Below are 24285 nucleotides of genomic sequence, written 5' to 3' on the forward strand. Positions count from 1 at the left end.
AAGGCGATGACCGCAGCGCTATCCGCGTGAGGAATTGCTGGCCCCATCTACCCGCCGCTGCAGGGCCATCGCCGCCGCCGGGTTGCGTGCCTTGCCCGCACCAATGCACAGCAGGTAGACCTCGCGCGGTTCTGACGGTGCCGGCGCGGCCTGGCAGGGCAGGTCGTCCACCGGCTCGCCGCGTGACCAGTGGAGCGCGCGTTCGGCCCAGCGCTGCTGCACGGGTGCCGGCAGACCCTCGTTCAAGCGGGCCTGGCTGCGCTTGATCCTGGCGTAGACGAAGCCGGCACTGACATCGCCGTGTAGTGGCGCCTCGTCGCTGTCCTCGATCACCAGCGCCACGCCCTGTCGACGGGCGGCAGCAACCAGTGCCGGGCCATGTGCCTCGGCGTTGCGGACCTCCAGCGCATGCTGCAGAGTCACCCCTTCCAATTGCTTCGGCAGCTGCGCCATCAGGGCACCCAACGCATCGGCATCGGCCGGATGGCGCGGATCGAACTGCCACAGCAACGGGCCGAGCCGGTCACCGAGTGCCAACGCCGCCTCAAGGAACGGTGCGGCGGCCTCCACGGTGCTGGACAGGTCACGGCGCTGTACCAGGTAGCGTGGCGCCTTCATCGAAAACTGGAAGCCTTCCGGCGTCTGTGCGGCCCACTGCGCGCACTGCGCCGCGGTGGGCGTGCGGTAGAAGGTGCCGTTGATTTCAATGCAACGCAGGGCACGGCTGGCATGGGCCAGTTCTTCACGCTGCGGCAGGCCAACCGGGTAGAAAACGCCGCCGCGCCATTCGGGAAACACCCAGCCACCAATGCCGCAGCGGATCTCCCCCGGACGGGCGGTCGCGGTCACTGGCCGTGGTCCGCGCGCCACGGGTCGTAGCTGCCGAACCACCACAGATAGCCTTCCGGGTCGGCGCAGGCGTAACCGCGTCCGCCATAGTCCTGGTCGGCGATGTCGATGACAATGCGGGCACCGGCGGCCTTGGCCCGTGCATAGTGCGCATCGGCATCGGTGACAATCACGCAGGCGTTCTGGGTCTGGCGGCCGCCGACCTCATCAGGCATCGCCGCATGCTGGTTCCACTCGCTTTCCTTGTCGGCCGAGCCGAGCATGATCATGCCGGTGCCGAAGGTCAGCTGTGCATGGAAGACCGTATCGCCATCGGCGTAGACGGCCTGGGCATGGAAGCCGAAGGCACGCTGCAGCCAGTCGATGGCGGCCTGCGCGTCGCGATAGCGCAGGCATGGAATGATGGTGGAGCCGTTGCTCGGTTGGCCGTTCCCGCCCATGACACCCCTCCTATGGCACAGGGCAGGGTGCGCCGCAGACCGTTACCATCGCGCGAAACCCCGGTGACGGCCTGCACATGGCCGCCACCCCTGTTCGGAGATCGTGCTGGATGAAACCCTGGATTGGAGGAGCCGTGCTGCTGGCGTGCACGACCATGGCGAGTGCTGCCACCCCGGCGCAGCTGCAGGACCTGGATGCGACCGTCGAGCGCGTGCGCGCGCAGTTCGACGTGCCCGGCATTGCCGTGGCCGTGGTCAAGGATGGCGAGGTGGTGCTGGAACGCGGCTGGGGCGTGCGCGAGCAGGGCAAGCCGGAACCGGTGCAGGCCGATACGCTGTTCGCCATTGCTTCCAACACCAAGGCGTTCACCGCCACCTCGCTGAACCTGCTGGCCGAGGACGGCAAACTGAAGATGGACGACAAGGTGATCGACCACCTGCCGTCGTTCCGCATGTCCGATCCGTTCGTGACCGGGCAGATGACGATCCGCGACCTGCTGTCGCATCGCAGCGGGCTGAGCCTGGGCGCAGGTGACCTGCTGTTCTGGCCGACCACCTCCTACAGCAATGCCGAAGTGGTGGAGCGGCTGGGCAAGGTGCCGCTGAAGGGCGGTTTCCGCGAGAGCTATGCGTACGACAACATCCTGTACGCGGTTGCCCAGCAGGTGATCGAGCATGTCTCCGGCATGAGCTACCAGCAGTTCCTGCAGACCCGCATCTTCGACAAGGTGGGCATGGCCGGCACACGCTACAACGCCGATCACCTGAAGCCGGGCGACAAGGCCGCGGTCGGCCACGCCAAGTACGATTTCAAGGACATGCGTACCGTTGCACCGCTGACCTGGTCGAACAATGCCGGCGCCGGTGGCATCTATTCCAGTGCGCACGACATGGCGCGCTGGATGCAGGTGCAGCTGGACGAAGGCAAGCTGGCCGATGGCACCGCGCTGTTCAGCGACAAGAGCCAGCAGCAGATGTGGCGGATGATCACGCCGCAGTCGATTCCGGCGCCGAGCGTGCCGGAGCTGGCGCCGGCACGGGCCAACTTTGCCGGCTACGGCGAAGGCTGGAGCCTGAGTGACTACCGCGGCCAGAAACTGGTCTGGCATACCGGTGGCTGGCCGGGCATGGTCTCGCGTTTGACCCTGGTGCCAGGCGAGAAGCTGGGCGTGGTGGTGCTGACCAACCAGGAAGTGGGCGCGGCGTTCAACGCGATCACCCTGAGCGTGCTTGATGCTTACCTGGGCGGTGAGAAGCACGACTGGGTGGATGCCTATGCCAAGGCCGTGGCCAAGGGCCAGGACAAGGCCGACGAGGCCTGGGCCAAGCACCAGAGCGCGCGCGACAAGGGCAGCAAGCCATCGCTGGCACTGGCCGGCTACACCGGCACGTTCCGCGACCGCTGGTATGGCGACATGCAGGTCAGTGCGGAGGGCAAGGGCCTGCGCCTGCGCTTCATGAAGACCGCGCAGCTGAGCGGGCGCCTGGAGCATTGGCAGCATGACACCTTCATCGTGCGCTGGGACGACCGTTCGCTCAACGCCGACGCGTTCGTGAACTTCAGCCTGGATCCGGACGGCAAGGTGCGCGAGGTGCGCATGCAGTCGATCTCCGACCTGACCGATTTCAGCTTCGATTTCCAGGACCTGCTGTTCGCCCCGGTGACACAGGGCTGACGCTGGGCGCCTCTTGCTGCCTTGTATGAACGGATGCAAACTTGTCCAGAGCACAGACTGTGTGGTTCGACGGATAAGGGAAACGAGTGAAACGGAACTCTGTAGGTCTTGTGACAGCTTTGACCCTGTTGTTCGCAATGCTGGGCATTGTTCTGCCGATCCTCTGGGATGCTTACAAAACAAAGACATCCTTGGAAATACGGGAGGTTTCGCGTGCTGTCGTGGCAAGTGCGAATGCTGACCTCGACGGGTTGAGATTTGTTTATGGAGGTAAGCTCGTTTCCAGTCTGTCCAGAGTCGAGGTGGAGATTAAGAATTCTGGGCGCACCCCTATTCGAGCCGAAGATGTAGTGTCTCCACTTTCTATTCAATTTAGTGGGCAGGTCATCGATTTCGAAATTAAGGGGCGTAAGCCCCAGGATCTTGATGTTAAGTTCGCTCTGGGTGATAAGCCTGGTCAGCTATTGGTTGGTTTTCCTCTTCTGAACCCGGGGGATGCGACACTTGTTTCCGTGCTGTTCTCAACGGATCGTCCAAAGGTTGGCGCTACCGCTAGAATTGCAGGGTTAAAGGAGTTGAGCTTTGTTAGTTCTGTAAAAGATGTTTCTCTTCAGGTTAAGTCCCAGAAGGATTGGATATTCTACGTTGTTGGAGTTTTTACGGTCTTCTCAATTCTAATGGCGCTTGCTGCCGCGCATGTCTATGGGAAAGAACGAATTGTGGGTGACTCAATTCGTAAGGGTTTGCTGTCAATACCATGGCATGGCGATAAGGACGATTTTTTGACTTGGCGTGAGAAGGTTCCTTCCGGTTTCAAGGAGTCTGAGCTAAATTCGGTTGAGTCAATGTGGTCCTCGGGAATCTATGAGGATAGTGATGTTTTGACGGCAAATAGAAAACTCTTTGATGGCTTGACGAGTAGCCAGGGAATAAAGGGTGTATCTTATATGTTCGGATTTCTCTCACTTGTCGGCATTGCGTACTTGGCGTTTCGGCTCTGGTAAGAGTGTGCTTTTAAGGGCGGTCTTGTACCTTCATTTCGCAGATGGATTACCGCGTCAGGGAGCCATTAACAGCAGTGAGAACTTGTGATGTTCCGTTGGTTTGAATCCCTGATTCCGGTGTTCCCGCCCGTGGACGGGCGCATGCCGCCGCGCAAGGTGGTGCCGTTCTACCTGCACTACCTGCGCCCGGTGTGGCCGGTGCTGCTGGCCACCCTGATCGCCGGCCTGCTGCTGGCGCTGGTGGAAGTGGCAATGTTCGATTACCTGGGCCGCATCGTCGACATGGTCGCCGAGCAGCCGGGGGGCGATTTCTTCAAGCGCCATGCCAATGAGCTGGGCTGGATGCTGTTCATCACGGTCATCGCGCGGCCGATCCTGGTCGGCCTGCACAACCTGCTGGTCAACCAGGCCATCGTGCCTGGCCTGAGCAACCGCTCGCGCTGGCTGATGCACAACTACGTGGTGCGGCAGAGCCTGAACTTCTTCCAGAACGACTTCGCCGGCAGCGTGGCCAACCGGGTGATGCAGACCGGTACCTCGCTGCGCGAATCGGCAGTGCAGATGGTCGACTCGCTCTGGTACATCGTGGTCTACACCGGCACCGCGCTGTACCTGTTCGCGCAGGCCGACTGGCGCCTGATGGTGCCGTTGATCCTGTGGCTGCTGGCCTATGCAGTGATCCTGGCCTACTTCGTTCCGCGCGCGAAGGAACGCGCATGGATCGCCTCCGAAGCGCGTTCCAAGGCGATGGGCCGCATCGTTGATGGCTACACCAACATTCCCACGTTGAAGCTGTTCGCCCATGGCGGACGCGAGCAGGCCTATGTGGCCGAGTCGATCCAGGAACTGGCGGTCAAGCACCGTGCGCAGACCCGCATCACCACCGGCATGGACCTGACCATCGCCATCGTCAACGGTTTCCTGATTGCCGGTACCTGTGGGCTCGCGCTGTGGCTGTGGAACGGTGGCCACATCACTGTTGGCGCGATCACGCTGGCGACCGGCCTGGTGATCCGCATCCACAACATGTCCGGCTGGATCATGTGGACCATCAACGGCATCTTCGAGGACATCGGTACGGTGCAGGATGGCATCACTACCATCGCCCAGCCGCTGACCGTGCAGGACCGCGAGGATGCAGTGCCGTTGCAGGTGACCCGTGGTGGCGTGCACTTCCAGGACATCCACTTCCACTACGGCAAGAAGGGCGGTGTGATTGCCGGCCTCGATCTGGTGGTGAAGCCGGGCGAGAAGATCGGCCTGGTCGGTCCTTCCGGTGCCGGCAAGTCGACCCTGGTCAACGTGCTGCTGCGCCTGTACGACCTGGAAAGCGGCCGCATCCTGATCGACGATCAGGACATCGCCCATGTCACCCAGGAGAGCCTGCGCCAGCAGATCGGCGTGGTCACCCAGGACACCTCGCTGCTGCATCGCTCGATCCGCGACAACCTGCTGTATGGCCGCCCCGATGCCACTGACGAGCAGCTGCATGCCGCCGTGGCCAAGGCGCGCGCCGCAGCCTTCATCGATACGCTGGTGGACGGGCAGGGCCGGCGTGGCTATGACGCGCACGTGGGCGAGCGCGGCGTGAAGCTGTCCGGTGGTCAGCGCCAGCGCATCGCCATCGCCCGCGTGCTGCTGAAGGACGCACCGATCCTGGTGCTGGATGAGGCGACCTCGGCACTGGACTCGGAAGTGGAAGCGGCGATCCAGGACAGCCTGGACCAGCTGATGGGCGGCAAGACGGTGATCGCGATCGCGCACCGGCTGTCGACCATCGCACGCATGGACCGGCTGGTGGTGATGGACCAGGGCCGCATTGTCGAGACCGGCACCCATGCCGAGCTCATTACGGCCGGTGGCCTGTACGCGCGCTTGTGGGCGCGGCAGACCGGTGGTTTTGTGGCTGCAGACCAGTAGACCCACGCCATGCGTGGATGCATTCCCTGGGGTCGGAGGCCCGCATGATTCGTTCTCTACGCCCCCTGCTGCTGGCGCTGGTGCTGGCACTGGTCGCCACTGCCGCAGCCGCTGCATCGCCATCAGTGGAAGGCGAAGCCCTCGAGCAGGTCATCCTTCTCAGCCGCCACAACCTGCGCGCACCGGTGGTGGCATCGGGTGCGTTGGCCAATGCGACTCCGGAGCGCTGGCCGAGCTGGGACGTAGGCGCCGGCGAGCTGACCACCAAGGGCGGCGTGCTGGAGGTCTACATGGGCCGCTACATCGGCCAATGGCTGCGGCAGGCAAAGTTGATGCCGGCAACGGGCTGTCCGCAGCCGAGCGACTTCCACGCGCACGCCAACAGCCTGCAGCGCACCCAGGCGACCGCACAGTTCTTCGTTGCAGGTGCCTTCCCGGGCTGCCACGTGACGGTGGAACAGCGCATGCCGCTGGGCACGATGGATCCATTGTTCAATCCGGTGATCCACAACAGAGACACGCTCTTCCGCGAGCGTGCGCTGTCGGCGATGCAACAGGCGCAGGCCGCATCGGATCTGGCACCGGCGTTGGCGGCGGTGGAGGCGATCACCCGCTACCCGCAGTCGGCTGCGTGCGCAGGCCGCAGCGAATGCCACCTGACGCCGGCCGATTCCATTTTCAGCGCAGAGCCGGGCAAAGAACCGCGTACTTCCGGTTCGCTGGCCCTGGCCAGCGGGTTGGTCGATGCCTTGTTGATGGAGCACTACCAGGGAAGTGGCATCCCCCGCGAAGGGTGGGGCCGATTGAACACGGAGGCCCAATGGCAGGCGCTGGCGCAGATCCGCAACCGCTACCAGGACATCCTGTTCGGAACACCCGAGGTGGCGCGGGACGTGGCCGCGCCGCTTTTGGCAAGAATAAACGGGCTGTTCGAAGATCCGGCGTCACCGAAGGTGAGCCTGCTGGTCGGCCACGATTCCAACATCGGTTCCGTGCTGGCGGCGCTGGGAATCACGGACTACACGTTGCCGGGCCAGTATGAGAAGACACCGATCGGCGGCCTTCTGCAGTTTGAACGCTGGCGTGATCGTGGGGCCGGCGAAGTGCGTTTCCGCCTGGCCTACGTCTACCCGACCACCGCGCAACTGCGAGATGCGCTGCCGTTGAGCGATGTACAGCCACCCGGTCGGGTGGAGCTCGCGCTTCCCGGGTGTGGGCAGAATGGATGCAGTGACGTGCAGTTCGAGCGCGTGCTGCATCGCGCGGTGAATTGAATGCCATCCACGCATGGCGTGGATCTACTGGCAGGCGGGTAGTAGATCCACGCCATGCGTGGATGGGTCCATCCCGGGACGCCGAACAGAAAACGGCCCGGGTTTCCCCGGGCCGTTCCGTTTCCAACTCACACCTGCGCGATCACTCGATCGGCTGGTCCAGCATCAGCTGGCGTGCGAAACGCACCGGCGGCGCGCCGTAGGACAGCATCTGGTCGTGATAGGCCTTGAGGTTGAACTTGTCGCCCAGCTTGTCCTGCATCGCCTTGCGGGTGTCGAAGTGTTCCTGCGCACCGACGAAGTAGGTCGGCAGCTGTGCCGAGGTCAGCTGCGCGCGCACCCACTTGCCCGAGGCTTCGCTTTCCTGCTGGAAGGCATCGTGGGTCATCAGGTGCATCGCCTTCTCGCGATCCCAGTTGTCCACGTGTACGCCCTGGTCGAGGATCGCGTTGGAGATCGTGCGCAGGTAGAACTTCAGCTGCACCAGGTGGAACAGCGGGTCGTTGTTGAGGTAACCCTGCTCCTGCATCATCCGCTCGGTGTAGACCGCCCAGCCTTCGGCGAACAGGCCCGAACGCAGCACCGCACGCAGGGTGGAGGGGAACTTGGCCGAATGCCAGCCTTCCAGGTAGTGGCCCGGGGTGCCTTCGTGGATGCTCAGCAGGTGGATCATGCGCGAGTTGTACTCACGCAGGAACGAGTCGACCTGCTTGTCGTTCCAGTCGTCCGGAATCGGCGACACGGCGTAGAAGGTCTTCAGGTTCTTGTCCAGCGGGCCCGGCGAATCGCAGTAGGCCACGGCCACGCCACGCTGGAATTCCGGCATCAGGATGATGTCCACCGGCGCGTCGGGCAGGGTCATCAGATCGTGCTCGCGCACGAATGCGGTGGACTGCTCCAGTGCGGCCTTGGCATCGTCGACGACCTTGTCGCGTGCCGGCTTGTCGGCGTAGGCCAGCTCCAGCGCGGCCTCGATCGCCTTCTGCTGCTGCTCGTCGGTCGGCTGTGCCGGCATCTCCGGTGCGCCCGGCTTGTCCTTCAGCACGGTCTGCGCGATGCCGTACATGTCTTCGCGCACGCGCTTGAGTTCGGCGCGTGCTCGCTCACCGATCTCCTGGCGCGACAGCGACGAGTTCAGCGCGAATTTCAGCTTCTGGTCGTACTTTTCCGCACCGATGCGGAAGTCGCCCTTGGCGTTCGGCACCAGGGTCTTGTCCAGCCAGGTCTGCTGTTCGTCCACGGCCTTCTTCAGGCCATCGATGGCGGCCTGCAGGCGCTGCTGGTCGGCCTGCGGCAGTTCGCCGATGTGCGGGGTGATGAAGGTATCGACGATGCTGAGGATGCCCTTGTTCTGCTTGGCCACCGTCTCGGCATGGATCTTCGGCACGCGGGCCGGATCCAGGTTCTCGCGGGCCTGGGCGAAGATCGCCGGCAGCTTCTCCATGCGCGCGGTGGCCGACTTCAGGCGCTCGGGCAGCGGTGCGAACTCACGGGCCATCAGGCCGTAGATCGCGCTGCCGGCCACGCCGTTGTACAGCTGCGGGTCCCACTTGCCGGACTGCATGACCTCGGCATTCCAGATCTCGGACTGCAGCTGGTTGCGCAGGATCGCCGCGTCCACCTGGTTTTCGCGGCCGAGCTTGGCCACCTCGATCTTGTCCAGCTCGCCCAGCAGCGCCTTGTAGGCGGCCAGGGTCTTCTGCTGGCCGGCGGCGCTCAGGTCGTCGATCTCGCTGTCGTAGCGGTGGTCACCGATCTGGGTGGCGCTGACCGGCGAGAGCTGCATCCAGGTGTCCAGGGCGCGCTTGGACAGGTCGGCGAAGGCGGCATCAACCGCCGCGTCACCGGCCTGCTGGTTGGCGGCCGGGGTGGAACCGTTGGTCGGGGCGTCGGCCGGCTGGCAACCGGCAAGGGCGGCGACCAGGGCGAGGGCAAGAAGATGCGGGCGCATCGGCGTTCCTGTACTGGGGTCAATTCCCGAGCATAGGCCTCCGGGGCTGCTTTGTCCCCGTGCCATAGGATTACCATGGGCACTGACAAGGACACTCCAGCGGAGCGCAGGACATGGAATACCAGGGAAGCTGCCATTGCGGCAGGATCGCATTCACCGTACAGGCCGAGGCGCCGATCAGCGACGTCATCGACTGCAACTGCTCGATGTGCCGTCGCCGCGGCAGCCTGCTGTGGTTTGCCCCGCGCGAGGCGTTCCAGCTGAGCACCAATCCCGCGGACGTGGCCACCTACCACTTCAACAAAGCCCACATCGATCATCACCACTGCCGCGAGTGCGGCGTTGCCCCCTACAGCGAAGCGGTGGACCCGCGCACCGGTACGCCGATGGTGGCGGTGAACGTGCGCTGCGTACCGCAGGTAGACCTGGCCACGCTGGCGGTGATGTCCTACGACGGAGCGGCACTGTGACGCCGCTGCGCGCGTGGACGCGTGTGGTGGCGATGCCGGTGCTGCTGCTGGCGCTGGCGGCCTGTGCCAAGAACGGCGAGAGGGCGCAGGAGGCGGGTGCGGCCGCTGCCGATGCTGCTGTCGCTTCGCCGGAAGGTGCGTTTCTGGCCTACGAGCATGACGTGCAGATCCAGCTGGAAGCGGCGCAGATTGCACCGCGCATCCAGCAGGTGGCGCAGGCCTGCCAGAGCGCGAAGTTCGGTGACTGCGCGGTGCTGCAGGTCGACCAGCGCAGTGGCGAGCAGCCCAGCGGTGAGGTCAAGGTACGCATCGCGCCGAAGGGCACCGAGCCGTTGATCGCTCTGGCCGGTGAGGGGGGCACGCTGCAGTCGCGCAATACCCGCGCCGAGGACCTGGCGCAGGAGGTAGCAGACACCGCACTGACCAAGGCGCGGCTGGAGAAGGAACACGCGCGGCTGCTGTCCTACCAGGACCGCAAGGACCTGAAGATCGAGGACCTGATGGCGATCACCACGCGCCTGTCGGAGATCGAAGCGGGCGTCGAACAGGCCAACAAGGATTCGGCGCAGCAACGCCGGCGCATCGATACCCAGCTGGTCACGATGCACTTCGATACCACCTCGGGCCAGCGCAGCCGCAGCGAGATTGGCGAGGCGCTGAGCGAATCGGGCAGCATCCTCAGTACCAGCGTTGCGTTTCTGATCCGCGCCGCGGCCGCGCTGCTGCCGGTGGCGGTGCTGGCCCTGATCGCGGCCTGGGGTGTGCGGGCGTGGTGGCGTCGCCGACGCCGCAGGCTGCCGCCCAGCCTCTGAGGTGAAGGTTGATGCCGGCAGCCAGCCGGCATCAGCCCTCGTCGGTCTCGTACTCGACGAACACATCCAGCTCCAGCGCCAGTTCCTGCACCGCATCGCGCACCTTCTGCGCGGTGCTTTCGTTGCCGACTTCCACCTCCAGTTCGTGGATGCCCGGGCCGATGTCATCGGACAGCCCGGCAGAACTGGAATCGTCGTCGTCCATGTGCGGCATCAGGTCGTCGGTTTCCTCGACATGTTCGATGCCGTCCAGGCCGAGCAGCAGGTCGCTGATGGCACGGGCGTCGTCTTCGGTTCCGGTGATGCGCAGTCGCAGCATGGCCATGGCGTCGATACGGTGTGGGGTTGCCTGCAGCCTAGCCAGCGTGAAGCAAAGAACGGGTGAGGGCGCAGTCAGCCGTGCGTGGCCGGGCGCCCGAGCAGGCTTTCCGGCAATGCGGGAATCGGCGTGCGTTCGTCCTGCGCCTGTTCCAGCAGCCAGTCGATGAACAGGCGCGCGGCGTGGCTCGGCGGTTGCCCTTCGGCGTGCACTACGTGATACGCATAGCGCGCTTTCAGTGCCGGGCCGGGCAGGCGTACCACTTCGTAGCGCTGCAGGTAGGGCTGCGCGATGTGGGTGCGTGCCAGCACCGCGCCCATGCCGTACACCGCGGCACGCATCGCATCGGTACTGTCGGCGAAGGTATGCATCGGCGGCAGTGGCGAGGGTGGGCGCACGCCGGCATGACGGAACCAGTCACGCCAGCCCTGTGGCGAAAGGTCGGTCAGCAGCGGCAGGTCAGCGATGCGCGCTGGATCGACCAGCGTTTCGACCCCGGCCAGCGCCGGCGAGGCCACCGGGAACAGGTAGTCATCCATCAGGTGCTGTGCACGCAGGCCCGGCCATTGGCCCAGCCCGTAGCGGATGCCGACTTCCGGCCCGTTGTCGTCGTAGCGGTCCAGGCCGCTGCCGGTATGCAGCTCGATGCGGATGTGCGGATGGGCCTGGGTGAAACGCGGCAACCGCGGCAGCAGCCAGCAGTACGACAGTGAACGCAGCGTGGTGATCCGCAACGGCACGCTGTTCGCATCCGGGTGCAGATGGTGGGCGACGGCCGCGACATCGGTGAAGGCGGCGCTGGCGGCGTCGGCCAGCTGCCGGCCCTCGGCGGTCAGGCGCACGCCGCGGGCATGGCGCAGGAACAGCCGGGTCTCCAGCACCTCCTCCAGGCGGCGCACGTGATGGCTGACCGCGCTGGCGGTCAGGTGCAGCTCCTGGGCAGCCTGGGCGAAGTTCTGGTGGCGCGCTGCAACCGCGAACACGGCCAGTGCGGGGAGCAGGGAAGGGCGTAGCTGCATGTCCAGCCTCAAACCATATTTGTGGCTGGCAGCGATACTACGCGCTTGTGTGGCGGGCGTCTGCGCCTGATCCTTTCTGCCTTGGCGAGGAACAGACGATGGACGGAGGCAGGGCATGAATGCGGTCCCACAGGCGGCCGAGCGCGACTGGCGCACGCCGCTGGAATTGACCCTGCTGGGCGCCATCTGGGGCTGCTCGTTCCTGTTCATGCGGGTGGCGGTGCCGTCGTTCGGCCCGTTCGCGCTGGTCGAGGTGCGGCTGGTGCTGGGCGCGCTGGTGCTGCTGCCGTTCCTGTGGCGCGCCCGCGCGCAGTTCCCGCCGCGGCGCTGGCTGTGGCTGGCACCGATCGGCCTGATCAACTCGGCGCTGCCGTTCGTGCTGTTCGCCTATGCCGCCGAACAGGCACCGGCCGCGATCGGTGCGATCTGCAATGCGATGACCGTGCTGTTCGCCGCGCTGATCGCTTTCCTGTTCTTCGGTGAAAAGATCGGCATGCGCCGTGCCGGTGCGCTGCTGGTCGGCTTCGCCGGCGTGGTGGTGCTGGCCACCGCCAAGGTCTCTGGCCTGAGCATCGGCACCGCGGTGCTGGCCGGTGCGGCGGCCTCGCTGCTGTACGGCCTGGGCGTGAACCTGGTGAAGCGACACATGACCGGGCTGCCGTCGGCGGCCGCTGCGGCAGCAACGCTGTCCTGCGCTTCGCTGTGGATGCTGCCGATGGCGGTCAGCCATTGGCCGCAGGCGGCGATTCCGGCCAAGGCCTGGGGCGCAGCGATCGCGCTTGGCGTGGCCTGCACCGGGCTGGCGTTCCTGATGTTCTATCGTTTGATCGGCCGTATCGGCCCGTCGCGTGCGTCGACCGTGACCTATCTGATTCCGCTGTTCGGCGCTGCGTTCGCGTGGTTGTTCCTGGGGGAAGCGGTGACGGTGCAGATGTTGATTGCCGGTGCGTTGATCCTGGGTAGTGTGGCGGTGAGTCAGAAGGGCTGATGCGTTGGCGTTTTGCGCGTGGCGCGTGCTGAAGGTGCTTCATCGTTCATGGGCGTCACTTTTCTTTTCGCGCGAAAAGAAAAGTAACCAAAAGAAACGCGCCGCCAGGTCGCGAGCCGCCGTGCTTCGCACGTCGGTCCCCTGCGCTTCTCGGTGAATCAGGGGACGGTGCCGAACTCGCTGCGCTCAGACATCGGCACCTCTTCGCCCCTGATTCCCCTGCGATGCTCGGCTCACTCAAGGCGGACCCAGATCAAAGACCGCAGCTGCACCCAGTAGATCCACGCCATGTGTGGATGCCTTTGCCGTTGATCTTGACCTTCCAGTCCGCCTTGAGCGAGCCGAGCACCGCAGGTCCGGCGAGGGCGAAGAGGCGCGGGTGTCTGAGCGCAGCGAGTTCCCGCGCCGTCCCTCGACGGGCCGAGGAGCGCAGGGCACCGGTGCGTAGCACCGGCTCGCGGCCGGCGGAACGTTTCTTTTGGTTACTTTTCTTTGCGTACAAAGAAAAGTAACGCCCATGAACGATGAAGCGCCTTCAGCACGCGTAACGTGCGGAAACCATCACCGCACCGGCACCGGAACATTGCAAAGATCGATATGCCCCGCCGGGCGCTTGTAGAAATCATCCACGCGATTCCGCCGCGCTTCCACCGTATCGGCGAAGGTCTTCGAGTCGGTACGCAGTACCTGGATCGGCGTGCGCTCGGCCACCGGCACATCGCTGGCACGGCGGATAGACACGATCGGCGTGCGCAGCTTCGGGTCGGCATAGAAACCCATCGGCGCCGGGCCGCGCGGCGTTGCACTGAGCAGTTCCATGCCCTTCAACACGCGGCCGACCAGGGTGATGTTGCGGTCCAGCTGGCGCGGCGACTGGCCGGTCACCACATAGAGTTCGGCGCCGATGCTGCTGTCTTCCTCGTTGCTGCGGCCGGCGCCGAGCATGCCGTAGCAGTGCGCCAGCCAGGCCTTGCCGGCCTGCGGGTCCTGGCCGACCGGGAAACCGTCGACGAATCCGGTCTGCGCGGCCCAGCCATCGCGATCCGGCAGCACGCTGACCTTCAGGCCGGCGCTGGCGCGTTCGAATTCGGCCGGCAGCTTGCGCGCGGCGCTGCCGAACGGCTTGGCCTTGGCGGCGTCATCGGCGTCGGCATCGCCGAACTGCACCACGAAGTTGTCCTGCGAGCGGTAGATGCTGGTGCCGTCCCAGAAGTGCTCGCGGGCGAAGGTCTGGATGTTGGCGACATGGCGCGGGGCGAACTGCGGCGCCAGCTCGATGATCACCCGCCCGGCCGGCAGGTCCATGTACAGCAGGTTGGCCGGGTCCGGGGTGCGCCAGTCGCTGGCCGCCGAAGCATCAAGAATCTGCTGTGGACTGCGGTAGGGCGTGGCCGCGCCGGCCAGGACGGGCAGCAGGCAGGACAGGGCGAGGGCGGTCAGGGCAAGGCGACGACGGTGCGGCATGGGAACCCCGGAACATGAACGAGGCCTCGATTCTGCGCGAGCGGCCCGGCCACGCCAACCGGCACGATGACTAACGACACATTCGCTATACCGAACTTCGCACTACTGTGGACTTCAACGTAGTGGAGGGCCGGTCATGTCCGAGGACGATGTCCAGCTGAAGAAGTTCCAGAAGGAGCTCAGCGCCGGAACGGTGTCGCTGGCCCTGCTGGCGGTGCTGGCCCGGGCCGGGGAGCCGCTGTACGGCTACCTCATTGCCAAGGAGCTGGAACGGGTGGGCGAGGGCGTGCTGAGCGGCAAGCAGAGCGCGCTGTACCCGGTGCTGCGCAACCTGGAGGGCGCCGGCCTGCTGGAAAGCCATGTGGAACCGTCCAGCAGTGGGCCGCCGCGGCGCTACTACCGCATCAATGAACGTGGCCGCGAGGTGCTGGCGCAATGGCGCCAGGCCTGGCAGGCCACACGCGATTCCGTCGATTCCGTGTTGGAGGGGGTACCGCAATGAACGACCCGAGCCTGGCAGGCCGAGCCCTGCCCACGACCATCCCGCAGTACCTGGCGCAGCTGCGCGCGTCATTGGAAGGCGCCGACCCGGCGATGGTGCAGGACGCGCTGTACGACGCCGAGGAATACCTGCGCTCGGAGCTGGCGGCGCAGCCCGGCCGCAGCGAGGCCGAGGTGATCGCCGACGTTGCCGGCAGCTACGGTGCGCCGGACGAGGTAGCCGAAATCTACCGCGAGACCGAAGTGACGGTGAATCGCGCGCTGCGTACACCGCGTGCGGATACCGCGCCGGTGCTGCGTGCGGCGGCGGAAGCCAGTGGTGTCGAGCCGGCCGCGCCGCCACCAGCGCCGGTACAGCGCTCGCTGCTGGCCCGCTTCTTCGGCGTGGTGGCCGATCCGCACACTTACGGTGCGCTGTTCTACATGCTGCTGTCGCTGGCCACCGGCATCTTCTTCTTCACCTGGGTGGTGACTGGCCTGTCGCTGTCGCTGGGCCTGCTGATCCTGATCATCGGCATCCCGCTGACCGTGCTGTTCTTCGGTTCGGTGCGCGGGCTGGCGCTGCTGGAAGGGCGGCTGGTGGAAGCGCTGCTGGGCGAGCGCATGCCACGTCGTCCGCGTTACACCGACCGCAGCCGCACCTGGCTGCAGCGCATCGGCGACATGTTCACCGATGGCCGCACCTGGCTGACGCTGCTGTACTTCGTGCTGATGCTGCCGCTGGGCGTCATCTACTTCACCCTCGCGGTGACGTTGCTGTCGCTGTCGCTGAGCCTGATCTGGGCGCCGGTCGCGGCGATCTTCAGTGGCGACATCCCCGGCGTGTACATCAACGACGTGAACGTACTGCCGATGGCGGCCTCGCCGCTGGTGGCAATCGCGGTTGCCGCGGCGGGGGCGCTGCTGCTGCTGCTGACGATGCATCTGGCACGCGGCATCGGCAAGCTGCATGGGCTGATCGCCAAGAACCTGCTCGTGCGGCTGTAAGCGGGTGCGGACGCTCCGGTAGGTGCCAACCTTGGTTGGCACGATCCATCAGTGCAGGGGCGCTTGGCGGAATTCGCTTTGGTAGGTGCCAACCTTGGTTGGCACAATCCTTCAGATACCGGGATTCAGGGTAGAGCGCCAACCAAGGTTGGCATCTATCAGGGCGTACCGACCAAGGTCGGCACCCACCCTGGGCGAGTTACCCCGCCTTTCGCCGCAACGGGGTGACGTTGCTCTTCTTCTTCGTGACCTTCGCCGCCGGTGCTTCGGCATGCGCGGCGAAGAAGTCGCGCACCTTCGGGTACACGACTTCGCGCCAGCGACGGCCGCTGAAGATGCCGTAGTGGCCGGCACCTTCGACGATGAAATGCTCACGGCGGCCAGCGTCGATGCCGGTGCACAGCGCCTGCGCGGCTTCGGTCTGGCCGAGGCCGGCGATGTCGTCCAGCTCACCCTCGATGCTCAGCAGCGCGGTGTCGCGGATCGCCGACGGATCGACCTTCTCACCGTTGACCACCCACTCGCCACGCGGCAGCAGGAAGTCCTGGAATACCACGCGGATGGTATCCAGGTAGTACTTGGCCGGCATGTCCAGCACCGCGTTGTACTCGTCGTAGAAACGACGGTGCGCGTCGGCGTCTTCCAGGTCGCCCTTGACCAGGTCGGTGTAGAAATCCCAGTGCGAGCTGAAGTGGCGGCTCGGGTTCATCGACAGGAACCCGGCGTGCTGCAGGAAGCCCGGGTACACGCGGCGGCCGGCGCCGGGATAGCTGGCCGGCACGGTGTGGATGACGTTGTTCTCGAACCACGACAGCGGGTTCTGCGTGGCCAGGTTGTTCACTGCAGTCGGGCTGCAGCGTGCATCGATCGGGCCACCCATCATCACCAGCGTGCGCGGCGTCGGCTCGCCACGGCTGGCCATCAGTGAAACTGCCGCCAGCACCGGCACGGTCGGCTGGCACACGCTGACCACGTGCAGGCGCTCCACGCCGAGGTGGCGGATGAACTCCTGGATGTAGGCGATGTAGTCGTCCAGGCCGAACTCGCCTTCACTGGCCGGCACCATGCGCGCGTCGACCCAGTCGGTCACATACACGCGGTGGTCGCGCAGCAGCGTGCGCACGGTGTCGCGCAGCAGCGTGGCGTGGTGGCCGGACAGCGGCGCCACCACCAGCACGAACGGCTGGTTGAGCATGGTGTGCAGCTGGTCGGCTTCATTGCTGTGGCGCTTGAAGCGCAGCAGCTTGCAGAACGGCTTGCTCACTTCCTCGTGCACGACGATCGGCACGCGCTCGCCATCGACGTCGATTTCGTTGATGCCCCACTCGGGCTTCTCGTAATCCTTGCCGATGCGATGGAAGAGTTCATTGACCGCCGCCAGGCGATCAGCGCCGGGCATCTGCGACCACCAGTGGCCCTGGTTGGCGAAGAACCTGGCGTTGGCCTGGGCCTGGTGCACCCAGGGGGCGAGCAGGTTGCGGGTCAGTTCGTGCAGTTGATAGAGCATGACGACCGAATATGTATGGTCATATGTTGCCGCGCAGCATATCCCATCCGGGTGTCCCGCAGGTTAAGTTGGCTGAAAATAATGAATCCGGATTCACATCCGTTCCAGCGCGGCCGCATCGCCTGCCAGGGCGGGGCCGAGCCAGCAATGCGACCCTACCGGCTGCAGACCGTGCCGGGCCAGCGTCCGCCGGTACCAGCGCGCCGGGCGGGCCTGGAAACCCTCGTGGTCGCCCTCGAACGCGTCCTCGGCGGCGAAGGTCTCCAGGAAGGCCACGCCGCCGGTCAGCTCCGCCACGCCGGCCAGTCCGGCACGCAGCTCACGGTCGGGCACGTAGTGCATCACGTCCGAGCAGATCAGCAGGTCGACCGGGGCGCAGGGCCGCAGCCAGGCGAAATCACCGAAGCGGGCCAGGTGCAGGTTGCGGGTGCGGCCGTAGCGGCGCACAGCGTACTCGCTGCTGTCGAAGCCGAGGTATTCGACCTTCGGACGCAGCTTCAGCAGCGGCGCGCGCCAGGCGCCTTCGCCGCAGCCGATATCCAGCACGCTGCGGATCGGTCGCTCCAGGTAGTACTCGGCGCTGGCCACAGCCAATGCCACCTTGCGTGCCAGGCGGGCGCTGCCACCGATGTCGGCGCTGCGGTACCAGCGTTGGAAGTAGGCGGCGTCGTAGGTCTTGTCCATGGGGCGGTGCACGATCGGGGAAAACGGCGCTTATCGTACGGCGTTGCGGCGTGCCATGCGTCGATGTGTCGCGGCGCTGGGGCGTGGGGTGGCCCGGCCACGGCATGCGAGAATGGCCGCCAACCTACGCCAGCCGCCGGAGCGAGCGCATGCAGAGCTACTACTGGGTCAAGACCTTCCACATCGTGTTCGTGGTGGCGTGGATGGCGACGGTGTTCTACCTGCCGCGCATCCTGGTGAACCTGGCCGAGACCGCAGGCCAGCCGGCGGTGACCGAGCGCCTGCAGCTGATGGGCCTGCGCCTGTACCGTTTCGGCCACTCGATGTTCGGTCTGGCGTTCCTGCTGGGCCTGGTGCTGTGGCTGGGCTACAAGGTCATTCCGGATTTCCCGACGATGGTTGCCTCGGGCGGCGCCGGTTGGCTGCATGCCAAGCTGGGGCTGGTGGTGCTGCTGCTGGTGTACTTCAGCTGGATCGGGCGCCTGCTCAAGGGCGTGGCCAAGGGCAGGGCGCTGCCGTCGTCGCGCGCGCTGCGCTGGATCAACGAGATCCCGCTGCTGGCGTTCATTCCGATCGTGTGGCTGGTGCTGGCCAAGCCGTTCTGACGCGGGGTCATCTGCACCCGGTAGATCCACGCCATGCGTGGATGCCGCCAGGGCGCAAACGAAAGAGCCGGGCGATTGCCCGGCTCTTTCGTTTCTGCAATCACCTGCGTGTTGCCGGCCAGCGGCCGGCACTACCGGGCTTAGGCCGCTTCGTACGTGCCGTAGCTGCGCAGGCGGGCGTAGCGCTGTTCCAGCAGCTGCTCGGTGGACAGCTTGTCCAGCGCGTCCAGCTCGTTCAGCAGCACCGCCTTCAGGCGCTTGGCCATCTGCGTCGGGTTGCGGTGGGCGCCGCCGGTCGGCTCGCGCACGACCTTGTCGACCAGGCCCAGGCTCTTCAGGCGCGGGGCGGTCAGGCCCAGCTGTTCGGCGGCATCCTTGGCCTTGCCGGCATCCTTCCACAGGATCGAGGCGCAGCCTTCCGGGGTGATGGTCGAGTACACCGAGTACTCCAGCATCACGGTGCGGTCGCCCACGCCCAGCGCCAGCGCGCCGCCGGAGCCACCTTCACCGATCACGGTGCAGATGATCGGCACCTTCAGTTCGGCCATCTCGATCAGGTTGCGTGCGATCGCTTCGGACTGGCCACGCGATTCGGCATCGATGCCCGGCCAGGCGCCGGCGGTGTCGATCAGGGTCAGCACCGGCAGGCCGAAGCGCTCGGCCATCTTCATCAGGCGCAGGGCCTTGCGGTAGCCCTCCGGCTTGGGCATGCCGAAGTTGCGCTTGATCTTTTCCTTGGTGTCACGGCCCTTCTGGTGGCCGATCACCATCACTGCACGGCCGTTGATGCGTGCCAGGCCGCCCATGATCGCCTTGTCGTCGGCGAAGGCACGGTCGCCGGCCAGCTCCTGGAACTCATCGAACATGACGCGGAGGTAGTCGGCGGTGTACGGGCGCGACGGATGACGGGCCAGCTGCAGCACCTGCCACGAGGTCAGGTTGCGGAAGATCTGCGCGGTGCGCATGCGCAGCTTGTCCTGCAGCGCGTGCACTTCCGCCTCGACATTGACCGCCGGCCCGGCACTGGCGTTGCGCAGTTCCTGGATCTTGGCTTCCAGGTCGGCGATGGGTTGCTCGAAGTCGAGGTAGTTCGGATTCATCGGAAGCCGTCGTGTAAAGAAGAGGGGAATTCTAGCCGAATGCGTGCAAACCACCCGTACGCCTTCGTCTGGAAGGCGACGGTAGCGCAGCCGGGCAGGGGGCGCCAGTCAGCTCAGGGCACCACCAGGGCGCTGCGGCCCATCAGCTGGCTGCGCTGGGAAACGAAGTCGTTGTAGGCCTCGTTGGCCTCCCGGCCCAGCCCGCTGCCCAGGGTGGCGGTGGCCGAGGTGAAGGCCATCTGCGCGGCGAAGTCCTGCTTGCGCAGGGCCTTCTGTTCATCGGCGGTGGTGGCCTTCAGCCAGCGCGCATAGACCTCACGCAGCGGCGCGGCATGCGCCTCGAAGGCCGGCACCAGCGCCGGCAGGCTGGCCGGGGCCGGTTCCAGGCTGAACGCCGGGGCCACGTAGCCGGCCGGCTGCTCGCGCTTGAACGCACCGGGCTCTCCCATGCCTTCTTCCACGTAAGCGATGAAGTCCGGCGCGGTGAACACCTTGGCCACGATCTGGCCGCCGCTGGAATCGACGTGGGCGACCACCTTTTCCTTGGGGAACGGTTCGCGCACGCCGTAGGTCCAGGTCTTGTCGATGAACAGTTCGTGGCTCTTTTCGAACGGGCCTTCGAAGTCGACGCCGCCCAGCTCGATGCCGGCCTTGCCGGTGCCGAAGTTCTTCAGCTTGCTCTCATCGGTGACATAGATCTCGCGGGCGACCACGTACTCGCTCAGGGTTGGGTTGATCAGCCCGCCACGACCGTCGACGTAGACGATGAAGCGCACGTCGCCGAGCTTTTCGGTGTGCAGGCGATGTTCGCCGACGGCCAGCGAAATCGGGCGCGAGCCCTGTGCGGCCACCGGCAGGTCCTTGCCATCGATGCTCAGTGCCAGCGGCGTGTCGGTCGGGTTGTCGATCTGGAACTCGACCTTCGAGGGCGAACAGGCGGCCAGGGCCAGCGCGGCGGCGAACGGGAACAGCAGGGTCTTCATCGGCAATCGTCCTTGATACATGGAACGGGAAAGCAGGGGTTTCAGCAAAACCAGGGAGCCAGCTTCAGCTGGCCCACGGCGGGCTGTAGCGCACCTTCAGGGTGCGCACGGCGGGGTCGGCGCGCAGCGCCTCCATCAGCTTGGAATCGATGCGTACCGCGCTCTGCCCGGACACATCGAGCATGCCGGCGACGCCGCCGTGCGGCCCCTTCAGCAGCAGGTCCAGGCGCAGCGGCGTGCGGCCAGGGCGATGGCGGTCGAGCAGCGCATCAATGCGTTCCCAGACCGGGCGCTGCTGGCGCAGGTCCAGGCGCAGCGAGAGCCGGGTGGCGTAGTTGGCGCAGACTTCGTCGAAGTCCCAGCACTGGCGGATGCGCAGCGCGAAGCCACCGTTGAATTCGTCCTCGCGCAGGCCACCCTTGACCACCAGGATGCGGTCCTTGGTCATCAGGTGGCCGAACTCGGCCATCGCGTCGGAGAACGCGCTGCACTCGACGCGGCCACGGCCGTCCTCGAGCTGGATGAAGATCTGGCTCTCACCCTTGCGGCGCACGCCGACCACCTGGCCGGCCAGCACGGTCTGTACTTCCGGGCGCCAGCGCTTCTCGCCGCCGCCGCCGCCGCCACTGTTGGCGCTCCAGATCTTCTCCACCGAGCCCAGGTCGTTGCCGACCAGGTCGCGCACATCGTCGCGCCAGGGATCGAACGGGTGGCCACTGAGATAGAAACCCAGCGTGTCGCGCTCGCCATTGAGGCGCTGCAGCAGCGGCCATTCCTCGGCTTCGGGCAGGTCCAGCTGGATCGTGGTCGCGCTCGGGTCGGGGCCGCCGAACAGCGAGTTCTGCCCGGACGCACGTTCGCGCGCCATCTGGTCGGTGGCCTTGATCACTTCCGGCAGCTGCAGCATCAGCGAGGCGCGGTTATGCCCGAGCTCATCCAGTGCGCCGCAGTTGATCATCGCTTCCAGCGTGCGCCGGTTGAGCTTGGCCGATCCGACGCGGGTGCAGAAGTCGAGCAGGTCCTTGTAGTCGCCACCCTTCAGGCGCTCGTCCACCACCGCTTCGCAGGCACCCTGGCCGACGCCCTTGATCGCGCCCAGACCGTACTGGATGGTGTCCGGGGTGACGGCTTCGAACATGAAGGCCGAGTGGTTCACCTTCGGCGGCAGCACGGTCAGGCCGAGGTTGCGCACCTCGTCGAGGAAGCCGACCACCTTCTCGGTGTTGTCCAGGTCCGAGGACAGCGTGGCCGCCATGAACTCGGCCGGGTAATGGCGCTTCAGCCATGCGGTCTGGTAGCTGACCAGCGCGTAGGCAGCGGCGTGCGACTTGTTGAAGCCGTAGCCGGCGAACTTCTCCATCAGGTCGAAGATCGCGTCGGCCTTGGCCTCGTCCACGCCGTCCTTGGCCGCGCCTTCGCGGAAGATCTCACGGTGCTTGGCCATTTCGGCCGGCACCTTCTTGCCCATCGCGCGGCGCAGCAGGTCGGCGCCGCCCAGCGAGTAGCCGCCGACGATCTGCGCCATCTGCATCACCTGCTCCTGGTACACCATGATGCCGTAGGTGTCCTTCAGGATCGCTTCGGTGCGCGGATCGGGATAGATGATTTCTTCCTGGCCGTGCTTACGCGCATTGAAGGAGGGAATCAGGTCCATCGGGCCGGGGCGGTACAGCGACACCAGCGCGATCAGGTCTTCGAAACGGTCGGGGCGCGCGTCCTTCAGCAGGCGGCGCATGCCCGAGGATTCGAACTGGAACACTGCGCCCGTATTGCCGTTGGCGAAGATGTCCTTGTAGGTGGGCGTGTCGTCCAGCGGGATCGCGGCGATGTCCACCGGCGGGATGCCGGCGCGCTCATGGCGCTTGTTGATCGCCTTCACCGCCCAGTCGATGATGGTCAGCGTGCGCAGGCCGAGGAAGTCGAACTTCACCAGGCCCACTTCTTCCACGTCGTTCTTGTCGAACTGGGTGACCGGGTTCTTGCCGAGGCCGTTCTCGTCGTGTTCGGCGTACAGCGGGCAGAACTCGCTCAGCGGTTCGGGCCCGATCACCACGCCACCGGCGTGCTTGCCGGCGTTGCGGGTCAGGTCTTCCAGCTGCAGCGCCAGGTCGATCAGGTCGCGGACATCGTCCTCGGTCTCGTAACGCTGGATCAGTTCGGCCGACGCCATTTCCGAGCTCGGGCCTTCCTTGCCCTTGCCCAGCGCATCCTTCAGGTGGATGCCGAGGATGTTCGGGATCAGCTTGGAGACACCGTCGACCAGGCCATACGGGAAACCGAGCACGCGGCCGGAGTCGCGCACCACCGCCTTGGCGGCCATGGTGCCGTAGGTGATGATCTGGCTGACGCGCTCGCGCCCGTACTTGCGCGCGACGTAGTCGATCACCTCGTCGCGGCGGTCCATGCAGAAGTCGATGTCGAAGTCGGGCATCGACACGCGTTCGGGATTGAGGAATCGCTCGAACAGCAGGTTGTACGGCAGCGGGTCCAGGTCGGTGATCTTCAGCGCCCAGGCCACCAGCGAACCGGCACCCGAACCGCGGCCGGGGCCGATCGGAATGCCCTGGTTCTTGCCCCACTGGATGAAGTCGGCCACGATCAGGAAGTAGCCCGGGAAGCCCATCTTGATGATGGTGTTGAGCTCGAACTCCAGGCGCTCGAAATACTCTTCGCGGGTCTTGCCCGGCGCCAGTGGATTCTTCTCCAGGCGCTCTTCCAGGCCATCGCGCGACATCTTCTGGATCCAGGTGTCCAGGGTCTCGTCGTCCGGCACCGGGTAGTTGGGCAGGAAGTAGGTGCCCAGCCGCATCTCGATGTTGCAGCGCTCGGCCAGCGCCAGCGTGTTGTCGATCGCATCGGGGATGTCGGCGAACAGCGCGCACATCTCCTCGGCCGACTTCAGGTACTGCTGGTCGCTGTATTCGCGCGGGCGCTTGGGGTCGTCCAGCACGCGGCCGGTGGAAATGCACACGCGCGCTTCGTGCGCGCTGAAATCCGTCGGCGACAGGAAGCGTACGTCGTTGCTGGCCACCACTGGCAGGCCACGCTGGCCGGCCGCCATCAGCGCGAACTGGTTGAAGGTTTCTTCGCCCTCGCGGCCGGTGCGGGTCAGCTCCAGGTGCAGGCCGTCGCCGAACACGCGTTGCCAGTCGGCCAGCTGCTGCTCGGCCAGTTCATGCTTGCCGTCCAACGCCAGGCGCCCGGCCAGGCTCTGCCGGCCAGCGAGTGCGAACAGGTTGGCGTTGCCGGCCTTCAGCCAGTCCGGGTGGATTGCCACGCCGCCTTCCGGACGATGACCTTCCATCCAGGCGCGGGTCAGCAGCCGCGACAGGCTCAGGTAGCCTTCGCGATCGCGGCACAGCAGGGTCATCCGCCACGGGTCCTGGCCTTCCTCGGCGATCAGTACGTCGGCGCCCGCGATCGGCTTGATGCCTACGCCTTCGGCGGCCTTGTAGAACTTGACCAGCGCGAACAGGTTGTTGAGGTCGGTCACCGCCAGCGCGGGCAGGCCGAGCTCGACCGAGCGCGACAGCAGGTTGGCCTGCTTGGCCTTCTTCGGGTCCGCCTGGTCGGGCTTGGCCGGCACGCGGATGGTCGAGTCCGCCAGCGAGAACTCGGTGTGGACGTGGAGATGTACGAAGCGGGAGTTGGACATGCCGGACCAGGTTGGAGCGCGCGGGCCCCGGGTGCTGACGGAAGATCGTCGCCGGGGTCGGGATGCGCTGGAGTGCC

The 24285-nt window shown here is 65.7% G+C and carries 21 protein-coding genes; 10 read left to right on the forward strand and 11 right to left on the reverse strand.

Annotated elements, in window-relative coordinates:
• Positions 1-18 precede the first annotated feature (18 nt).
• Together ACZK45_RS06280 and ACZK45_RS06285 are read right to left on the reverse strand one after the other, a co-directional pair.
• Positions 19-849, reverse strand: coding sequence for a DUF72 domain-containing protein (locus ACZK45_RS06280; RefSeq protein WP_478445595.1), 831 nt, complete (start codon positions 847-849; stop codon positions 19-21).
• On the reverse strand, positions 846-1289 hold the full coding sequence (locus ACZK45_RS06285; RefSeq protein WP_032128347.1) for a VOC family protein: 444 nt from the start codon (positions 1287-1289) through the stop codon (positions 846-848). Before ACZK45_RS06285 ends, ACZK45_RS06280 begins: the two co-directional genes overlap by 4 nt.
• 110 nt (positions 1290-1399) lie before the next feature.
• Here ACZK45_RS06285 and ACZK45_RS06290 point away from each other — a divergent pair, with 110 nt between their 5' ends.
• The 4 genes from ACZK45_RS06290 to agp all read left to right on the forward strand — a co-directional run bounded on the left by ACZK45_RS06290 (position 1400) and on the right by agp (position 7163).
• Positions 1400-2965, forward strand: coding sequence for a serine hydrolase (locus ACZK45_RS06290; protein WP_478445596.1), 1566 nt, complete (start codon positions 1400-1402; stop codon positions 2963-2965).
• A gap of 119 nt (positions 2966-3084) precedes the next feature.
• Positions 3085-3969 (forward strand): hypothetical protein, encoded by an 885-nt coding sequence (locus ACZK45_RS06295; RefSeq protein WP_478445597.1) that lies wholly within the window; start codon positions 3085-3087, stop codon positions 3967-3969.
• An 87-nt stretch (positions 3970-4056) separates the two neighbouring features.
• Positions 4057-5889: a multidrug efflux ABC transporter SmrA gene (gene smrA / locus ACZK45_RS06300; RefSeq protein WP_180838104.1), complete on the forward strand. Its 1833-nt coding sequence runs from the start codon at positions 4057-4059 to the stop codon at positions 5887-5889.
• 44 nt (positions 5890-5933) lie between these two features.
• Entirely contained in the window at positions 5934-7163 is a 1230-nt protein-coding gene (agp, locus tag ACZK45_RS06305) for a bifunctional glucose-1-phosphatase/inositol phosphatase (RefSeq protein ID WP_478445598.1), read from the forward strand.
• 142 nt (positions 7164-7305) lie between these two features.
• On the opposite strand, the gene ACZK45_RS06310 is transcribed toward agp, so the two are convergent.
• Positions 7306-9114, reverse strand: coding sequence for a DUF885 domain-containing protein (locus ACZK45_RS06310; RefSeq protein ID WP_012510496.1), 1809 nt, complete (start codon positions 9112-9114; stop codon positions 7306-7308).
• A gap of 113 nt (positions 9115-9227) precedes the next feature.
• Here ACZK45_RS06310 and ACZK45_RS06315 point away from each other — a divergent pair, with 113 nt between their 5' ends.
• Together ACZK45_RS06315 and ACZK45_RS06320 are read left to right on the forward strand one after the other, a co-directional pair.
• A complete protein-coding gene (locus ACZK45_RS06315; RefSeq protein WP_046983156.1) occupies positions 9228-9584 on the forward strand; it encodes a GFA family protein in 357 nt (118 codons plus the stop codon).
• Between the two features lie 32 nt (positions 9585-9616).
• A complete protein-coding gene (locus ACZK45_RS06320; protein ID WP_197655712.1) occupies positions 9617-10396 on the forward strand; it encodes a DUF4349 domain-containing protein in 780 nt (259 codons plus the stop codon).
• Between the two features lie 31 nt (positions 10397-10427).
• Here the strand turns inward: ACZK45_RS06320 and ACZK45_RS06325 are convergent, their stop codons facing one another.
• Both ACZK45_RS06325 and ACZK45_RS06330 read right to left on the reverse strand, forming a co-directional pair.
• Positions 10428-10721 (reverse strand): hypothetical protein, encoded by a 294-nt coding sequence (locus tag ACZK45_RS06325; RefSeq protein WP_005415831.1) that lies wholly within the window; start codon positions 10719-10721, stop codon positions 10428-10430.
• A 68-nt stretch (positions 10722-10789) separates the two neighbouring features.
• Positions 10790-11734 carry a LysR substrate-binding domain-containing protein gene (locus ACZK45_RS06330; RefSeq protein ID WP_478445599.1) on the reverse strand — a complete coding sequence of 315 codons (945 nt, stop codon included), beginning with the start codon at positions 11732-11734 and terminating at the stop codon, positions 10790-10792.
• A gap of 115 nt (positions 11735-11849) precedes the next feature.
• Here ACZK45_RS06330 and ACZK45_RS06335 point away from each other — a divergent pair, with 115 nt between their 5' ends.
• Complete coding sequence (locus tag ACZK45_RS06335) at positions 11850-12722, forward strand: DMT family transporter (protein WP_313300470.1); 873 nt, start codon at positions 11850-11852, stop codon at positions 12720-12722.
• Between the two features lie 561 nt (positions 12723-13283).
• Here the strand turns inward: ACZK45_RS06335 and ACZK45_RS06340 are convergent.
• Positions 13284-14186: a peptidylprolyl isomerase gene (locus tag ACZK45_RS06340; RefSeq protein ID WP_478445600.1), complete on the reverse strand. Its 903-nt coding sequence runs from the start codon at positions 14184-14186 to the stop codon at positions 13284-13286.
• Positions 14187-14322: 136 nt separating this feature from the next.
• Between ACZK45_RS06340 and ACZK45_RS06345 the strand changes: the two genes are divergently transcribed.
• Both ACZK45_RS06345 and ACZK45_RS06350 read left to right on the forward strand, forming a co-directional pair.
• Positions 14323-14688, forward strand: a complete 366-nt coding sequence (locus ACZK45_RS06345; RefSeq protein ID WP_032128337.1) for a PadR family transcriptional regulator — start codon at positions 14323-14325, stop codon at positions 14686-14688.
• Complete coding sequence (locus ACZK45_RS06350) at positions 14685-15674, forward strand: sensor domain-containing protein (RefSeq protein ID WP_253143337.1); 990 nt, start codon at positions 14685-14687, stop codon at positions 15672-15674. The genes ACZK45_RS06345 and ACZK45_RS06350 overlap by 4 nt, the downstream gene beginning before the upstream one ends.
• Positions 15675-15873: 199 nt before the next feature.
• Here ACZK45_RS06350 and ACZK45_RS06355 read toward each other — a convergent pair whose 3' ends face one another.
• Positions 15874-17181: a polyhydroxyalkanoate depolymerase gene (locus ACZK45_RS06355; RefSeq protein WP_049461547.1), complete on the reverse strand. Its 1308-nt coding sequence runs from the start codon at positions 17179-17181 to the stop codon at positions 15874-15876.
• A gap of 93 nt (positions 17182-17274) precedes the next feature.
• Positions 17275-17865, reverse strand: coding sequence for a class I SAM-dependent DNA methyltransferase (locus ACZK45_RS06360; RefSeq protein ID WP_253143336.1), 591 nt, complete (start codon positions 17863-17865; stop codon positions 17275-17277).
• Positions 17866-18014: 149 nt separating this feature from the next.
• On the opposite strand from ACZK45_RS06360, the gene ACZK45_RS06365 reads away from it, so the two are divergent.
• Positions 18015-18470 (forward strand): CopD family protein, encoded by a 456-nt coding sequence (locus tag ACZK45_RS06365; RefSeq protein WP_032128333.1) that lies wholly within the window; start codon positions 18015-18017, stop codon positions 18468-18470.
• 140 nt (positions 18471-18610) lie between these two features.
• Here ACZK45_RS06365 and ACZK45_RS06370 read toward each other — a convergent pair whose 3' ends face one another.
• The 3 genes from ACZK45_RS06370 to dnaE all read right to left on the reverse strand — a co-directional run bounded on the left by ACZK45_RS06370 (position 18611) and on the right by dnaE (position 24208).
• On the reverse strand, positions 18611-19570 hold the full coding sequence (locus ACZK45_RS06370) for an acetyl-CoA carboxylase carboxyltransferase subunit alpha (protein ID WP_032128332.1): 960 nt from the start codon (positions 19568-19570) through the stop codon (positions 18611-18613).
• Positions 19571-19683: 113 nt separating this feature from the next.
• Complete coding sequence (locus ACZK45_RS06375) at positions 19684-20553, reverse strand: hypothetical protein (RefSeq protein ID WP_125893830.1); 870 nt, start codon at positions 20551-20553, stop codon at positions 19684-19686.
• Positions 20554-20617: 64 nt separating this feature from the next.
• Positions 20618-24208: a DNA polymerase III subunit alpha gene (gene dnaE, locus ACZK45_RS06380; protein WP_121503847.1), complete on the reverse strand. Its 3591-nt coding sequence runs from the start codon at positions 24206-24208 to the stop codon at positions 20618-20620.
• Positions 24209-24285 lie beyond the last annotated feature (77 nt).

Source organism: Stenotrophomonas sp. 63632_Sma (assembly GCF_056482875.1).

Coding starts and splice junctions, on each gene's coding strand:
- ACZK45_RS06285 (WP_032128347.1), bottom strand. CDS start 1,289: ATGGGCGGGAACGGCCAACCGAGCAACGGCTCCACCATCATTCCATGC.
- ACZK45_RS06290 (WP_478445596.1), top strand. CDS start 1,400: ATGAAACCCTGGATTGGAGGAGCCGTGCTGCTGGCGTGCACGACCATG.
- smrA (WP_180838104.1), top strand. CDS start 4,057: ATGTTCCGTTGGTTTGAATCCCTGATTCCGGTGTTCCCGCCCGTGGAC.
- agp (WP_478445598.1), top strand. CDS start 5,934: ATGATTCGTTCTCTACGCCCCCTGCTGCTGGCGCTGGTGCTGGCACTG.
- ACZK45_RS06310 (WP_012510496.1), bottom strand. CDS start 9,114: ATGCGCCCGCATCTTCTTGCCCTCGCCCTGGTCGCCGCCCTTGCCGGT.
- ACZK45_RS06315 (WP_046983156.1), top strand. CDS start 9,228: ATGGAATACCAGGGAAGCTGCCATTGCGGCAGGATCGCATTCACCGTA.
- ACZK45_RS06320 (WP_197655712.1), top strand. CDS start 9,617: ATGCCGGTGCTGCTGCTGGCGCTGGCGGCCTGTGCCAAGAACGGCGAG.
- ACZK45_RS06325 (WP_005415831.1), bottom strand. CDS start 10,721: ATGGCCATGCTGCGACTGCGCATCACCGGAACCGAAGACGACGCCCGT.
- ACZK45_RS06330 (WP_478445599.1), bottom strand. CDS start 11,734: ATGCAGCTACGCCCTTCCCTGCTCCCCGCACTGGCCGTGTTCGCGGTT.
- ACZK45_RS06335 (WP_313300470.1), top strand. CDS start 11,850: ATGAATGCGGTCCCACAGGCGGCCGAGCGCGACTGGCGCACGCCGCTG.
- ACZK45_RS06340 (WP_478445600.1), bottom strand. CDS start 14,186: ATGCCGCACCGTCGTCGCCTTGCCCTGACCGCCCTCGCCCTGTCCTGC.
- ACZK45_RS06345 (WP_032128337.1), top strand. CDS start 14,323: ATGTCCGAGGACGATGTCCAGCTGAAGAAGTTCCAGAAGGAGCTCAGC.
- ACZK45_RS06350 (WP_253143337.1), top strand. CDS start 14,685: ATGAACGACCCGAGCCTGGCAGGCCGAGCCCTGCCCACGACCATCCCG.
- ACZK45_RS06355 (WP_049461547.1), bottom strand. CDS start 17,181: ATGCTCTATCAACTGCACGAACTGACCCGCAACCTGCTCGCCCCCTGG.
- ACZK45_RS06360 (WP_253143336.1), bottom strand. CDS start 17,865: ATGGACAAGACCTACGACGCCGCCTACTTCCAACGCTGGTACCGCAGC.
- ACZK45_RS06365 (WP_032128333.1), top strand. CDS start 18,015: ATGCAGAGCTACTACTGGGTCAAGACCTTCCACATCGTGTTCGTGGTG.
- ACZK45_RS06370 (WP_032128332.1), bottom strand. CDS start 19,570: ATGAATCCGAACTACCTCGACTTCGAGCAACCCATCGCCGACCTGGAA.
- ACZK45_RS06375 (WP_125893830.1), bottom strand. CDS start 20,553: ATGAAGACCCTGCTGTTCCCGTTCGCCGCCGCGCTGGCCCTGGCCGCC.
- dnaE (WP_121503847.1), bottom strand. CDS start 24,208: ATGTCCAACTCCCGCTTCGTACATCTCCACGTCCACACCGAGTTCTCG.